The following is a 14,860-nucleotide window of genomic DNA, read 5'->3' as shown; positions in this document are numbered from 1 at the left end:
ATATTTTTATAATATTAAAATATATTAAATTTTATAAAATCATTAGAACCATTTTCACTAATAACATTAATAACATATTTACCTTTTTTTAAATCTAAAGATAAACTTTCTTCTTTTCCTTCAAAAATCAATTCTTGATTTAAATACCAAAAAAGTTTTTCTTTTTTAGGGTTTATAAGTTTAATTAACAATTTTTGCTTACTTTTTAAATCTTTTGGCAAAATGATATTAAGATTATTTAGTGGATATATGATTTTTAAATTTTGATTAGAGCTTTGTAAATTTTGCTTTTCTTTTGCAAAAAATGCTTGTGCATTGGAAGGTAAATTTAATATAATCTTTTTCTTTGCATGGATGAAATTTTCATCTAAAGAATCAACTTCTTTATTTTTATACATAAAAACTTCTTTTAAAAATGGTGAAGTTCTTAAGACATTTGCACTTTGCGGGTAAAGCACTTCTTTAAAGTCAAATTTATAATCATATCTATATCCTGTTTGATTTTCAATTTTGATAGAAACTAAATCATTAGGCTTTTCAAATTCTAAATTAACTCTCTCAAGTAAGGCTAAAAGTTCAAAAAACAATTCCCCTGCTATGCTTACACCATATAAATTTGCATTTGCCTCGCCATTAAAATTTCCAACCCACACTCCTAAAGTGTATTTTGGAGAAGTTCCTATAGCCCAGGCATCTTTTCTACCATAACTTGTGCCTGTTTTCCAAGAAATAATAGTATTAAAATCATATTGTCTTAAACCCGCCCTATCTAAATCCTTTAAGGTTTGTAAGGTTAAAAAGCTTGCTCCATCACTAATAAGCTTTTTATTTTCTTTAGTAAATGCATTTTCTTCATATAAAAGCTCTTTAAAATTTCCATAATTTCCAAGTCCTAGATAGATTTTTACCATATCTTCTAAACTAAATTCTTTTGTGCCCAAAATCAAAGAAAGTCCGTATTTTTTAAAATTTTCATCTTCAAAATCTAAAATATCTTTGAGCTTATAAAAAAACTTCTCATACCCATATTCTGCAAGTAAGCTTACAAAAGGAACATTAAGTGATTTTTGCAAAGATTCTTTTGCACTAATAAAACCATGGTATTTTTTATTTGCATTTTGTGGAGCAAAGTTAGAAAAAAATGTAGGCACATCAAGCATTAAAGATTCAGGCACTATAAGTCCCTCATCTATAGCAAAAGCAAAAAGCAAAGGTTTTAAGGTTGAACCCACACTACGCTTTGCTATCACCCCATCAACTTGACCAAAACTTGCAAAATCATAAAAATCATTAGAGCCTACATAAGCTAAAACTTTATTTGTTTTGGTATCTGCTAACAATATAGCTAGATTTTTTATGCCTTTTTGTTGTAGTTTATAAGAATATTCTTTAGCTTTTTCTTCAAATTTGATTTGAATTTTTTTATCTATACTAGAAACGATTTTTTCTTTATCCGCTAAAAGCCTACGCGCTAAATGTGGAGCCAAGTTTTTCCTTGTTTTAAAGCTAGGAAGTTTTTCAGCCTTTGCAAGAGTTAAAATATCTTTAGAAAAATATCCCTTTTCAAAAAGCCTATCAAGCAAAGCATTGCGTTTTTTTAAAAGTCTATCTTTGTTTTTTTCAAGATTAATTAAACCTGGATTATTAGGAAGCACAGCAAGCAAGGCTGCTTCACTCCAAGTAAGATCTTTTAAATCTTTTTCAAAATAAAATAAACCCGCACTTGCAACACCTACTAAATTTCCTCCATAAGGAGCATTATTTAAATAAAGTCTTAAAATTTCTTCCTTATCATAAACGCTTTCTAAAGCAAAAGCTTTGATGATTTCATTAAATTTATTAAAATATGTGCGTTTGTTTTGCTCTAGAAGTTTGATTGTTTGCATAGAAATTGTACTTGCACCACTTCTTTTACTTGAAAAAAGATTATTTTTAAAAGCTCTTATAATCGCTAAAAAATCTACTCCATAATGAGAATAAAAATTTTTGTCTTCATATAAAAGAACTGCGCTTTTTAATTTTTGCGGTATAAACCCACTCTCTAAATGCCATTGTTCGTTAGAATCTAAAAATACACTAAGAATTTCTTTATTTTTATCAAACAAAACCTTACTATAAGTGCATTTAAATAAATCCTTACTATCAAAGCTAAAATAAATTAAGCCTATGTAAAGACATAGACTTAAAAAGCATACTGCAAGGCTTATTTTGATTTTCACTGCACTACTTTGACTCTTTTACTCTCACTTAAAGCTCTATAAGCATTATCATACATTGCTTCAGCATAAGCTCCACTCAAAGTATAAACACCTGGAGTAACAGCACTTAATTTCACAAAAAATTCTCTTGACTCATCAGAGTATAAAGGAAAGAAATACATGATTTTATCATCTCTTATATCTACAAAATCATAATAAGAATTTTTCACAAAATCAGGAGTTTCATCATCTAAAAGATCATGTACTATCTCCCATCCACTTGGTAAAATTTGAGTTAAAGCTATATTAGAAGTGCCCGGATAATTTTTATTTGATATTTTTAATTTCATATAAAAAATTTGAGAGCTTTTTATAGCACTTTCATCTATTTCATTTCCATTTTCATCATAAAAACTTCTTTCTATATACATACGCTGCGCAAAAGGTTCGACAATGCCTTTTTTAATTCCCTCTACTCCAAAATGCACATAAGTATCTTCTTTAGCTTCTATCAAAGCGCTGCCTTGATTAAACTCAAATTTAGAAAAACTTGCATTGAGCTTTTTACTCTCACCATTAATTTTTACACTTGCATTGATAGTTTTAGGATTTTCATCACTAAAGCTATTTGCCAAAGCATATAAAGCATAGCCTGTGCTTTGAGTGCTAAGCCAAGCTTGGCTTTCTAAAGTTTTTTTAATATCATCTAATAATTCATCATTATTTTTACCATAAATTATTTTATACGCATTTGCAATAATAGCTTCATCTCTTAGAAAAGATCCATAAGTATGAGTATAATTAGCTTTTTCATCAGGCTTTGTGCTTAAATTTTTAGCTATATTTAAAGCTACCTCATCAAAACCTGCTAATTTATAAGCTGCACTAAGTTGCCAAAGACTTACATTGTTTAAGCTTTGCAAATAAGTACTATCTTCATAAATAGCATTCATTATGCTTAAATTTGGTTCTTTGGCTAAAGCTAAAAGATATAAAGAATTTATTCTAATTTCTTTATTTGTTTGAGCTTTTAAAACATAGTGTTTTTGATAATCAAGCCATGCTTTAAACATTCCCTCGCTCACATAATAGCCTCTTTCTTTGGCTAAAATCATAAACATACCCGCATAATTACTTCCCCATGCATCAGAATCTTTAAGTCCTTGCCAATAAGCAAAGCCACCATTGGCAGTTTGAAAATTTGCGTATTTACTTAACAATGCATTGATATTGTTAATATTTTTTTGTTCATTTGCCCCTTGATCAAGTTTTTGCAAAAAGAATTGCGGTAAAACTGCTGAAGTACTTTGCTCTATACATCCATAAGGATAATTTTGCAAGTATTTTAATCTATGATTTATATTTAAAATAGGCTTAGAACTCACACTTAAAAACGCCACTGGGTTGATATAATCTTGTGTGATTTTAAACTCCATAGAAGTATTTGCAGGAATTTTAAAAGATTTTCCCTCATAAGTAATCGTATTTAGTGCTTTTATGTCAATTTGAGTATTTTGAGTATAGGTGTAATCTTTTGCATTTAAACTTAACTCTATTTCTTCCACCCCAAGCTTGCTTGAATTTACTCTTGTGTTAATATAAATATCTTTTGTTTTTTCATTACCAAAATCAATTAAAATTTCATCTTTTTCAAAATTTATGAGTGAATTTTTTGTTTTTAGTTTAAGTTTTGCATTTTTTACATCATCATCTACTTTAAATACCTGCACCAAAAGCTTAAACTCATCATCAAGTCTTAAAACCCTTGGCAAAGTTTCAAGCATTACAGCAGGTGCGCTAACTTGGATATCTTTAGAAGCACTGCCAAAACCTGCTAAGTTGTTCGCCACTACCATAACTCTAACCGAACCTAGATACGAAGGCATATTAAATTTTAATTTTGCATAACCATTTTCATCACTTTGTACTGGCTCTTGAAACAACACAACAGGTTTAAATCGTCTTGCTTTTTCATCGTTTTTACTTTTATTTGCCCTACTTTCTAAGAAAACATCACCGCCTGTAGTTAATACCTTGGAAGCATTAGAAATATTTTTAGCAATGATTTTATCATAGGTATCATATATGCTCATGTTAAAGCGAATTTTTTGATAAAAATATCCCCAAATATCTGGAGTTTTAAAAGCATTCACATCAAGCAAACCCTCATCTACAATAGCTATGGTATAAGTATAACTTTGCTTGTTTTTACTTTGAATTTCTACTTCAAAATCTTGTTTTGGCATGATTTTATCCGGTACTTTTAAATCAAGCTCGATTTTACTTTGTTCATCTACTACATTCAAAGGCACTACACCAAAAAGTCTTAAGGCTCTATCGTTAGTGTATTGATTATAATCTTGAAGCAAAATCACACTCACATACACATTTGGCTTATATTCTTTAAGAATAGGAATTTCAACCTTTGTAATATCTTCATGCGTATCTATCACAAAGCGTTTTAAAACCTTTACATTATCATTTAAAGCAACGATGGCTTTTGCACCCTTAACACTTTCAAATTCAATAAAAGCTGTTTCGTTTGGTTTGTATTCTTTTTTATCGCTTTTTATTTTTAAAGAACTCACTATATCAGCATTACTTGGCGCACCAAAACTACTAATATAAAAAAACTCTCCTGTGCTTGTTTTACTTTGTGTATCTTCAAGCTCTATAAACATTTCACCATGGTATTCTTTGGGATCAAATTCTATTTTAACCGGTTTATCCTTACTTAAAATAGTTCCTTGGGTAATGATTTGTGTGTTTTTATCTTTTTTGAGTGATTTTAAAAAATCATCATAATTATCATAATCCCACCACCAAGAATAATCATTTGCATAAATAGTATATTTAATCTCCCTATTTGCTATCAAATTCTCATCTAAATCACTCACAATAGCTTCAAAATTAATTGTAGAACCCGAGCTTAAATAGTGATTTTTCAAACGCTTAATACCCACAAAATACTCATGTAATATCACTTGTGAATTCACAAGCGCTTCAACTGATCTTGAACCTTTTTCAAAAACCCTAGCCCTTATGTTAGCTTCAAGATTATATGGAGTATTTTTAAAAAAATCTTTTAAAGCAAATTCTTGCTTTACAAAGCCACTTTCATCTAAAATGCCTTTTAAATTATCTTGATATTTTTGCACTAAAACACTAGGATTTGAAAAAATATATTCTGGATATTTTGAATTTTTATATTCTTTTTTACTTACAAATAAATCAGCTTGATATTGTAAATTACTTGCTGGTGTTCCAAAAAGATATTTTGAGCTAATATTAAAATCTAATTTTTCATTTTCTTTTATACTTTTTGGAGCTTGTATAGATACTTTTATACGATTTGGCACTATATTTTGCACTAAAATTTCTTTATCAAAAATAGCATTTGCAAATTCTACTCTAGCTAAATACACTCCACTTAAAGCTTGTTGATCAAGTGAAATCTTTTTATAAAAAGTTCCATTACTCAAAGGATCAAGTTTAATTTTATCTAAAAACTTTTTATTGCGTGGATCAAAAAAACTCAAAAATATAGGGTGATTAACAGCTCCTTTATCATTTCTTGCAACCATAGTTAAATGTATATCATCACCTGGTCTATAAACCCCTCTTTCTGTGTAAATAAACACTTTGTTTTGAGAATTTTGCTCTAAACCATCTACATCAAAACCATCATATAATAAAGGCGAACTTAAGCGTAAAATAGAAGCTTGCTTATCTTTTGAAGCAATGATAAATAAAGCTCTTGACTCATCAATATCATCAAAAACAGCCAAACCATTATCATCGCTTGTCTTAGAAGCTAAAATTTGATTGCTTTTACTAATTATATCAACCCTAACCCCACCTAAAGCCTTTTGCGTGGTAAAATCTCTTACATCGACAAAAAGTTTTTTATTTAAATTTTGAGCAATTAAAGCTATATCTGAAAAAATCAAATTTTTACTAATCTTTGCTTTTTGATCGAAAAATCTTTGTTTTTTCCAACTCTCCATACCCTCATCAAAAACATAATCAATATCTTCTTCTTTAAAATAAAGCTTAACTATAAACACACCACTTAAATCTTTTAAACCATCTAAAGCTATCTCATTTTCTTGCCATTGATTTTTAACATTTTTAATATCAAAGTCTTTTTTTAATACTACTTCACTAGTATAATCACTCTCTGAAAAAATATCGCTATCATAATCACTTAAATTTTTAGCACCTTGAAGATTTTTATATCTTAAATATTCACTTAAATTATTTGAAAATACCTGATGAACTTCTAAATGGATCTTTTTAATATTTAAACTTTTAAAAGCTATTTTTTTACTCGCTTTGCTAGATAAAAATACCCCTTGATTTGTAAAACTTATAGCAGGCTCATAGTCTTTTAAGCTCACTTGAGTTTTATAGCTTTCTTTTGTACTAATTCCATCAGCGCTTTTAATCCCTTGAGCAAGTTGAATTTCATAAGTTTTATTTGGAGTAAAATTTCCTGTGAGCTTGATTTTATTCCCAAATACCAATGCTTTAAAATCTACTTTGGGTGTAATAAAAATCAACTCTTTTAAATTTTGATCTTGCGAAATACTTTGAGAAAAAAGTAATTCTATGTTTTTATTGATTATATTTGCATTTTGAAATACAAATTCGTTCTTTGCAAGTAAAATATATTCTAAATCTATATTTTTCTCTAAACCTAAAATTTCTTTATCAAAAACTACTTTTATATTAGTGTTTGTATTTTTAATTTTTAATGGCTTAGAATACACACTTGCTATATCATCTTGGATGATAATTTTATCTATTTGAATTTCTTTTTCTTGTGCATTAATTTTTACAGCTTTTAACAACTCATCTTTATCAAAAGCATAAAAACTTTGAACATTTAAAATCAACACACTCTCATCATTTGATATATTTTGAAAATATCCTTTGACATCTAGTTTTTCAAAAGGAGTTTTTACTTTTAATTGTATTTTTTCATCAGCTACAATATCATTTAAGTCTATAAAAATATCATAATTTTGATTTGCTTTTAAAGAAGTGTATATGTTTAATCTTGTGGAAGTTTCAAGTTCATACTTTGCTTTTATTTTTTGATTATTAATAACAATTTCTCTTTCTTTTACAACACCTATGTTTTCTGTAATGATATTGGTATTAAATTCTATAAAAATACTATGCGTATTTTCATTAAAACCATAAGATCTTATAATAGAATTCTTATCTTCATTTTTAGAACATGCAAACAACAAGCTTGCAAGCAAAAAAATAAAAAAATAATGTAAAAATCCTTTCATGGGTATCCTCTTTTTGGTAAATTTTTCAAATTATATCTAAATTCACTCTTGCTTCACTCAAAAAATTATATAATTCTTACATAAAAATAAAGGAGAAAAAATGAAAAAGAAAATCGCTGCATTATTAACAACTTTAAGTCTTTCAAGTCTTGCTTATGCAGATGGAATTTATGGTGTTATAGCAGATGTAAATGATGGTGCAAAAACTATTTTAATCGATACCACCTATGGAGAAAAAATGAATATAAAAATTCTACCAAATACAGAAATTGACATGGATGATTGTGGTATTTTTGGTATGGATAAATATGGCACTTTTAGAGATTTAAAAGTAGGAACTTTTATAGAAGCTGAAGTTTTCCATGGCTACGCTCAAACAACACCAAACCCACAAACGCCAAATCAAGTTCAAAATATAACCGCTAAAGAAATTAAAATAGAATGCAAAAAAAGAGCTTATTAAGCAAAATAACTCCTAAAAAGGAGTTATTTTAATGCGTTTTTTTCTTATATTAATTTGCATTAGCACTTTTGCATTTGCTTATAAAATTCAAGGTATTTTAAAAAACACTACTACACATACAATAAGTATTCAAACAAGTTTTGATAATAACTTAATTATTACCATTTTACCCCAAACACATATAGATATTTATAACTGCGGAATTTTTGGTAGCAATAAAAAACAAGCCAATGTGCAAGATCTAAAAAAAGGAAGTCTTGTTAAAGTTAAAGGCAGTAAAAATGGAAGCATTATCATTGCTGAAAAAATTATAGTAGAGTGTGATGATCAAAGAAGAGCTTATTAAGATAATAACTCTTCTTTATCGTCTTTATTGATTTTTTCTATATAAAGACTTTGTGAAGGAAATGCAAAACTTAGTTTATTTCTTTCGACAATCTTCATTAATTCAAGTAAAATACTTTGTCTTGCTTCTCTAAAACCTGCAGCATCAACTGCTTTAGTATAAAAATATACTTCTATATCAATAGAACTTGCGCTAAAGCCACTCACAGCCACATAAGTATTATTTTTATATCCTTCTAAATCATTCACTGAAACTAAATTTTGTCTATATCTAGCGCGGGTTCCACCATGATTTAGTGCACTATCATCAACTTGGGCTATTAAAGGACTAGTAGCTAATAAATATCTTATATCTTCTACACATTGCTCAAGTTGTTCAGGTCTTGCATCATAAGTTACACCTATAAATAATTTTACATGGCGTCCTATTTTTCTTTTACTCCAATTTTTTATATTAGTTCCCATAATAGTTGAATTTGGTAAAAATACCAAAGAATTGTCAAAAGTTCTAATAGTAGTTTTTCTAAGCCCAATTTCTACTATAGTTCCTTCTATACCTGAAATTTCAACCCAATCGCCTTGATTAAAGCTGTTATCAAAAAGCAAAAGCACAGAAGCAAAGAAATTTGCAATAATATCCTTAGCTGCCAATGCCACAGCCAAACCACCAATACCTAAAGATGCAATCAATGCTGAAATATTAAATCCTAAATGTGATAAAACAAATAAAACAGCTATTACTATAATAATAAAATATAAAATTTTAATAATTAAATTAACCACTTCGCGTTTGCCACTTTTTTCAGCAAGCTTTGCCACAATTACCATACCATAACTATCAAAAATATTTATCACAAGCCAAGCAGTTAAAATAACATAAACAATTGATAAAATATTACTAATTCTTATATCTACAGGTGCAGGATAGTAAAAAATAGTAAAACAAATTCCAATAGCATAAGCAAACAAAAACCAACCCACTGGTCCTTGGAGCTTTTCTAAAAAGTGAGTTTTTATTTCTACATTTTCTGAATTTTTTCCAAATAAATGTATCAATACAAAATACAAAATTTTTGCAAGATAAAATTTCAAAGAATAAAACAAAACAATGACAATAATAGAAATAACTATTTTTCCAACATTTACACTACTAATAGAGGTTTGTTTATTAATATAATTAATGGCATTTTGCAAACCCAAGCCCGTAAATAAAAAATTAGTTTCAAGCAAATTTGCATTATTTCTTAGATATACCAAAATTTCATTATATGACTTGATGGTATTTCTTAAATTATTTTCACTAAGCTCTAAAGTTCTAAGTTGAGTAATATCATTAATTTTCTCTTTATCTAAAGCAAAATTAAAAACTATATCTTCTTTTAATGAGTCAATGCTTTCATCAATAATTTTTTTTATTTTTTGACTTTGAGCACCTTCGATAAAAACTTTTTCTAATTCAAATATACAAAGATAAAAATGTTCTGCAGAGGTTAAATTTAAAAGTTTGATTTTATTATCCACATAATCATAATATCTTTTTTTAGCTTGGGCATTTTCAACACTTTTTTGTAAAGCATTCTTAGTTTTTAAAAAATCTTTTGCTTCTTTATCATCAATCTTTTGAGATACCATTTTTAAAGGTAAAGTAGTCAAAAGAGCTGTTTTTTGTTTTTCTATTTCTTTGATATTATCTTGAAATTCGGTGCTATTTGTATCACCGGTTTTAAAACTTTCCAAAAGTAAATTAAGCTCTATATAATCTTGTACCAAAGCAAAAATACTATTCTTATCCTCTAAAGCATTTTTTTCCTGTGCATTCAAAGTGCTGATAAATAAAAATAATAAAATAATATTAACAATCTTTTTCATACTTTTTTCACCCTCTCTTGTATTAAAACAAAATTTTCAAAATTAAAATCATACTCATAAATTTCACCCGTTTCTATGATGTAATACCAAGCATGAAGTTCTATTTCTTTTTTATTTAAAGCTTCTTCTATACCTGGATAGGTTAATAAATTTTGCAAAGAATTAACCAAGTTCATTTTTTCAGTCATCCAAGATCGCATGGCTAAATCACTGCCTGCAACTTTTAAAACCTTATTTTTAATAGGCTCGAGCAAGGTAAGCCATTTTCTCACATTCGGCATACTCTTTAGCTCATTTTCATTTGCATATAAAGCCGCACAGCCACCACAATTACTATGTCCACAAACTATGATATTTTTTATATGTAAAGAACTAAAAGCATACTCAATAGCTGAAGTAGTTGCCAAAAAATCATCTCCTACTCTATAAGGTGGAACTATATTGCCTATATTTCTTACAACAAAAAGCTCTCCTGGACCTGTATTAGTAATTAAATTTGGTATAACTCTTGAATCAGCACATCCTATAAAAAGCGTGTGGGGATTTTGTTTATTTTTTAAACTTTCAAAAAGTTCTGCATGCTCTTTAAAATCTTCTTGCATAAATTTTAAAGCACCCTCGATCAAGTCTTTCAAAAAAAGTCCTTTTTTGCATTTTAATAAAGCATTATACTAAATTATTTTTACTTAAAATAAATCTATAAATTTATTTTTTGTTATATTTTTATACAATTTTAATCTTTTATTTATCTTTTTTTTGTAAATTTTAATTTTTAAAAATTATTGGAGGATTTTAATGAGTCTTTATGATAGAGATTATTCTAACTCTAAAACTCAAGAATTTGAAGGTTATGCTAGAAGTGATTTGAGCATTTTTATAAAACAAACTTATCAGCTTTTTGCTGCTTCATTATTAGCTGCAACAGCAGGTGCTTACATAGGAATTTTTGCCTTAGCACATTTATTTGCACAATCTCAAGCAACTTTTTGGATTTTATTTATCGTAGAAATTGGCTTGTTATTTGCATTACAATGGAAAAAAAGAGAAGCTCCGCTTAATTTAGTTTTACTTTTTGCCTTTACTTTTGTTTCAGGACTTACTTTAACACCACTTTTATATTCTGTTTTAGCACTTCCTGCAGGAGCTAGCATTATCGCTCAAGCTTTTGCTTTAACAACAGTGGCTTTTGGTGCTTTAAGCGTTTTTGCTATGAATACAAAAAGAGATTTTACTATGATGGGAAAAATGCTTTTTATAGCTTTAATTGTTATCGTAGTAGCTTCTTTAATTAATATCTTTTTTCAAAGTTCACTTTTAAGCTTAGCAATTTCTGGTATTGGTGCAATTTTATTTTCTTTTTACATTCTTTATGATACTCAAAACATCATTAGAGGAAATTATGAAACACCAATCGAAGGTGCAGTTGCGCTTTATCTTGATTTTATCAATCTTTTCATCTCTCTTCTTAATATTTTAAGAAGCTTTAATAGCAGATAAAAATTTGCGAGAAAAATTCTCGCAAATTTTCTTTACCTCTTTCAAGTTTTTATCAAACTTTTTAAGTTAAAATACTCATTTTATTTTCAATAAGGAAAATTCATGACTACTCTTTTAATTATTTTGCAATTTGCAATTGTTGTGATTATTTGTATTGCTGTTTTATTACAAAAAAGCTCAAGCATAGGACTTGGAGCATATAGCGGAAGTAATGAAAGCTTGTTTGGAGCAAAGGGTCCTGCAGGGTTTTTAGCTAAATTTACTTTTGTGATGGGTGTTTTACTTATCGCTAATACAATTGCTCTAAGTTATATGTATAATAATGCTAATTCTAACTCACTTGCTGAAAAAGCAGAACAAATTTTACCAAAGGCACCTGAAACAAACACAACTAGCATTCCAGTTGCACCAAGTGCTCCAATTAGCGAAAGTAATACTAGCAAATAAAAAAAGGAAATACCATGCTAAATGAAATTTATACCAAGCAAAAACAACAATCAGACAAAAGCTTAGAGGTCTTAAAAAAAGATTTTACTACCATAAGAACTGGCAAAGTAAATATAAATATACTTGATCATATTCATGTAGATTATTATGGTAGTGCAACTCCATTAAATCAAGTAGCAACAGTTTTAGCAACCGATGCTTCAACTATTAGCATTACTCCTTGGGAAAAATCAATGCTAAAAGCCATAGAAAGTGCTATAGCTGCGGCAAACATTGGAGTAAATCCGAACAATGATGGCGAAAGTGTTAAATTATTTTTTCCTCCTATGACAAGAGAACAAAGAGAAGAAAATGCTAAAAATGCTAAAGCTATGGGTGAAAAGGCTAAAGTTGCTATTAGAAATATTAGAAAAGATGCAAATGATGCGGTAAAAAAACTAGAAAAAGATAAAGCAATCTCAGAAGATGAAGCTAAAAAAGCTTATGATGAAGTACAAAAACAAACCGATAATTATACAGCAAAAGTAGATGAGTTGGTTAAAAACAAAGAAGCGGAACTTTTAAAGGTTTAAAAATGAACTTAGAACAAATTTATAAAGATTGTGGAGCATACCTACAAGGACATTTTTTACTTAGCTCAGGGAAACACTCTGAGTTTTACCTTCAAAGTGCTAAAGTTTTAGAAAATCCAAAACTAGCAGGTGAGCTTTGTGATGAGCTTGCAAAAGTTATTGCCAATTTTAATATTGAATTTGATAGTATTTGCTCGCCTGCCTTGGGTGGAATTTTAGCAGGTTATGAACTTGCTAGAGCTTGCAACAAACGCTTTATTTTTACTGAACGCGTAGAAGGAGTGATGAGTCTTAGACGCGGTTTTGAAGTAAAAAAAAGTGAAAAATTTATCGTTTGTGAAGATATTATTACAACAGGTGGCTCAGCACTTGAGAGTGCAAAAATCATCGAGAATTTAGGTGGAGAAGTAGTAGGTTTTGCAGCTTTAGCAAATCGTGGTTTTTGTGCTGTAAAAAATTTAAACAATCCAAGAAAAGAAAATGCAAAATTACCACAAAATTTACCACTTTTTGCACTAGGAAATTTTGAATTTGATATTTATGATGCAAATACTTGCCCACTTTGTGAAAAAGGCACTAAAGCTATCAAACCTGGTAGTCGTGGTAACTAATGAAAACTAAAGCAAAAATAGCCACTCGCTTTTTAAGATTTAAAGCCTTTTTGATTGATCTATTTTTGCTTTATGTGCCCATTTTGTATTTGTTTTATTTTACTCTTGGCTCTAAAGAAGCTTTTTTAAACAATCAACTTATAATTTTTTTGTGCCCATTGCTTTTTGGATTTTTACAAGCATTATTTTTAGTAAAAAAAGCTCAAAGTCCTGGACTTAAAGCTTATGATTTATACTTGATTGATATTAAAAATGGACACAAACTTAATTTTTTTAGAATAATCCTACGCTATGTAATTTTCATTATAAGCTTTGGCTTGTTGATTGGCTTTTTGGTAAGCTTTTTAAGAAAGGATACCTTAGCCTTGCATGATATTTTAAGCCAAAGCGCTATTGTAACAAAGGTGGAAAAATGAATAGAAAAAGAATTTATAATCCAAAATCAAACGAAACTTTAAATGATAGAAAAGTATTTAACGGCAACCCACATGGTATTTTAAATTTTACTAAAGCAAAATACACATGGGCTTTAAAACTTTGGGATTTAATGGAAGCAAATACTTGGTTTCCAAAAGAAGTAGATACAACAAAAGATGCACTAGATTATCGTTGCAATCTAACCGTAGCAGAAAAAAGAATGTATGATCTAGTTTGGTCTCAACTTATCTCAATGGATAGTTTTCAAACAAACAATCTTGCTGATAATATCAACCCTTATATCACAGCACCTGAAATCAATGCGGTTTTAGCAAGACAAGCTTATGAAGAAGCAAATCACTCAAAATCTTATGCAGTGATGGTTGAAGCAATCTGTGAAAATACAGACTTAATTTATGAAATGGAAAAACACGATGAGACTTTAAGAGAAAAAAATGATTTCATTTCAAGTATTTATGAAGAATTAGCTGGCGAAGTAGATGATAATAAACTTTTACTTGCAATGGTAGCAAATCAAATTCTAGAAGGAGTGTATTTTTATAGTGGTTTTACTGCTATTTATGCTTTAGCGCGTGCAGGAAAAATGCTAGGTTCAGCACAAATGATACGCTTTATACAAAGAGATGAAATTACTCATTTATTATTATTTCAAAATATGATTAATTCTGTGCGTAAAGAAAGACCTGATTTGTTTAATGATATCAATATAAACAAAATTTATGATATGTTTAAAAAAGCAGGTGAACTTGAGATCAAATGGGGTAAATACATCACTCAAAATCAAATCATGGGTTTTACAGACGATATTATAGAAGAATACATTCACTATCTTGTTGATCAAAGACTAATAGCTATTAATCTTGATAAAATTTATAATGCAAAACATCCTATTAAATGGGTAGATGATTTTTCTAAATTTAATGATCAAAAAAGCAATTTCTTTGAAAGCAAGGTTACAAACTATTCTAAAGGGAGTTTGAGTTTTGATGACTTTTAAGTCACAAAACTACCCATATTTTACATTTTTTTAAACTAAAATTCTCTTTTTATTTAATATTTTATTTTTATTTATTTCATTATTGTAAAATCCGCCATTTTATTTTATTAGTAAAGGGGC

Annotated in this window: 12 protein-coding genes; 8 read left to right on the top strand and 4 right to left on the bottom strand. The window is 28.5% G+C overall.

Translation table 11 applies throughout. The features are described 5' to 3' along the window. Positions 1 to 14: 14 nt before the first annotated feature. Both pbpC and L8T82_RS06060 read right to left on the bottom strand, forming a co-directional pair. Positions 15 to 2,219, bottom strand: a complete 2,205-nt coding sequence (gene pbpC, locus L8T82_RS06065) for a penicillin-binding protein 1C (RefSeq protein ID WP_263726113.1) — start codon at positions 2,217 to 2,219, stop codon at positions 15 to 17. After that, on the bottom strand, positions 2,216 to 7,501 hold the full coding sequence (locus L8T82_RS06060; RefSeq protein ID WP_263726112.1) for an Ig-like domain-containing alpha-2-macroglobulin family protein: 5,286 nt from the start codon (positions 7,499 to 7,501) through the stop codon (positions 2,216 to 2,218). The genes pbpC and L8T82_RS06060 overlap by 4 nt, the downstream gene beginning before the upstream one ends. A gap of 100 nt (positions 7,502 to 7,601) precedes the next feature. Here L8T82_RS06060 and L8T82_RS06055 point away from each other — a divergent pair, with 100 nt between their 5' ends. Both L8T82_RS06055 and L8T82_RS06050 read left to right on the top strand, forming a co-directional pair. Further along, complete coding sequence (locus tag L8T82_RS06055) at positions 7,602 to 7,964, top strand: hypothetical protein (protein WP_263726111.1); 363 nt, start codon at positions 7,602 to 7,604, stop codon at positions 7,962 to 7,964. A 31-nt stretch (positions 7,965 to 7,995) separates the two neighbouring features. Next, positions 7,996 to 8,310, top strand: a complete 315-nt coding sequence (locus L8T82_RS06050; protein ID WP_133319015.1) for a hypothetical protein — start codon at positions 7,996 to 7,998, stop codon at positions 8,308 to 8,310. Here the strand turns inward: L8T82_RS06050 and L8T82_RS06045 are convergent. After that, entirely contained in the window at positions 8,307 to 10,178 is a 1,872-nt protein-coding gene (locus L8T82_RS06045) for a mechanosensitive ion channel family protein (RefSeq protein WP_133319016.1), read from the bottom strand. The two genes, L8T82_RS06050 and L8T82_RS06045, sit on opposite strands and share 4 nt — an antisense overlap. Beyond that, a complete protein-coding gene (locus tag L8T82_RS06040) occupies positions 10,175 to 10,813 on the bottom strand; it encodes a carbonic anhydrase (protein ID WP_133319017.1) in 639 nt (212 codons plus the stop codon). Before L8T82_RS06040 ends, L8T82_RS06045 begins: the two co-directional genes overlap by 4 nt. Positions 10,814 to 10,973: 160 nt before the next feature. On the opposite strand from L8T82_RS06040, the gene L8T82_RS06035 reads away from it, so the two are divergent. From L8T82_RS06035 to L8T82_RS06010, 6 genes are all read left to right on the top strand, one after another. Next, positions 10,974 to 11,675, top strand: a complete 702-nt coding sequence (locus L8T82_RS06035) for a Bax inhibitor-1/YccA family protein (RefSeq protein WP_039629164.1) — start codon at positions 10,974 to 10,976, stop codon at positions 11,673 to 11,675. Positions 11,676 to 11,777: 102 nt separating this feature from the next. After that, positions 11,778 to 12,122: a preprotein translocase subunit SecG gene (secG, locus tag L8T82_RS06030; protein WP_133319019.1), complete on the top strand. Its 345-nt coding sequence runs from the start codon at positions 11,778 to 11,780 to the stop codon at positions 12,120 to 12,122. A gap of 14 nt (positions 12,123 to 12,136) precedes the next feature. Further along, the gene (frr, locus tag L8T82_RS06025; protein ID WP_263726110.1) at positions 12,137 to 12,694 is read left to right on the top strand and encodes a ribosome recycling factor; all 558 of its coding nucleotides are present in this window, start codon (positions 12,137 to 12,139) and stop codon (positions 12,692 to 12,694) included. A gap of 2 nt (positions 12,695 to 12,696) precedes the next feature. Next, entirely contained in the window at positions 12,697 to 13,305 is a 609-nt protein-coding gene (gene pyrE, locus L8T82_RS06020; protein ID WP_263726109.1) for an orotate phosphoribosyltransferase, read from the top strand. Continuing rightward, positions 13,305 to 13,721 carry an RDD family protein gene (locus L8T82_RS06015; RefSeq protein ID WP_133319021.1) on the top strand — a complete coding sequence of 139 codons (417 nt, stop codon included), beginning with the start codon at positions 13,305 to 13,307 and terminating at the stop codon, positions 13,719 to 13,721. Before pyrE ends, L8T82_RS06015 begins: the two co-directional genes overlap by 1 nt. After that, on the top strand, positions 13,718 to 14,740 hold the full coding sequence (locus L8T82_RS06010) for a ribonucleotide-diphosphate reductase subunit beta (RefSeq protein ID WP_133319022.1): 1,023 nt from the start codon (positions 13,718 to 13,720) through the stop codon (positions 14,738 to 14,740). The genes L8T82_RS06015 and L8T82_RS06010 overlap by 4 nt, the downstream gene beginning before the upstream one ends. Positions 14,741 to 14,860 lie beyond the last annotated feature (120 nt).

The organism is Campylobacter sp. IFREMER_LSEM_CL292, assembly GCF_025771615.1.
GTDB classification, from domain to species: domain Bacteria; phylum Campylobacterota; class Campylobacteria; order Campylobacterales; family Campylobacteraceae; genus Campylobacter_D; species Campylobacter_D lari_D.
Note: the sequence above shows the minus strand (reverse complement) of the source record. Positions and strands in the feature narration are given on the sequence as shown.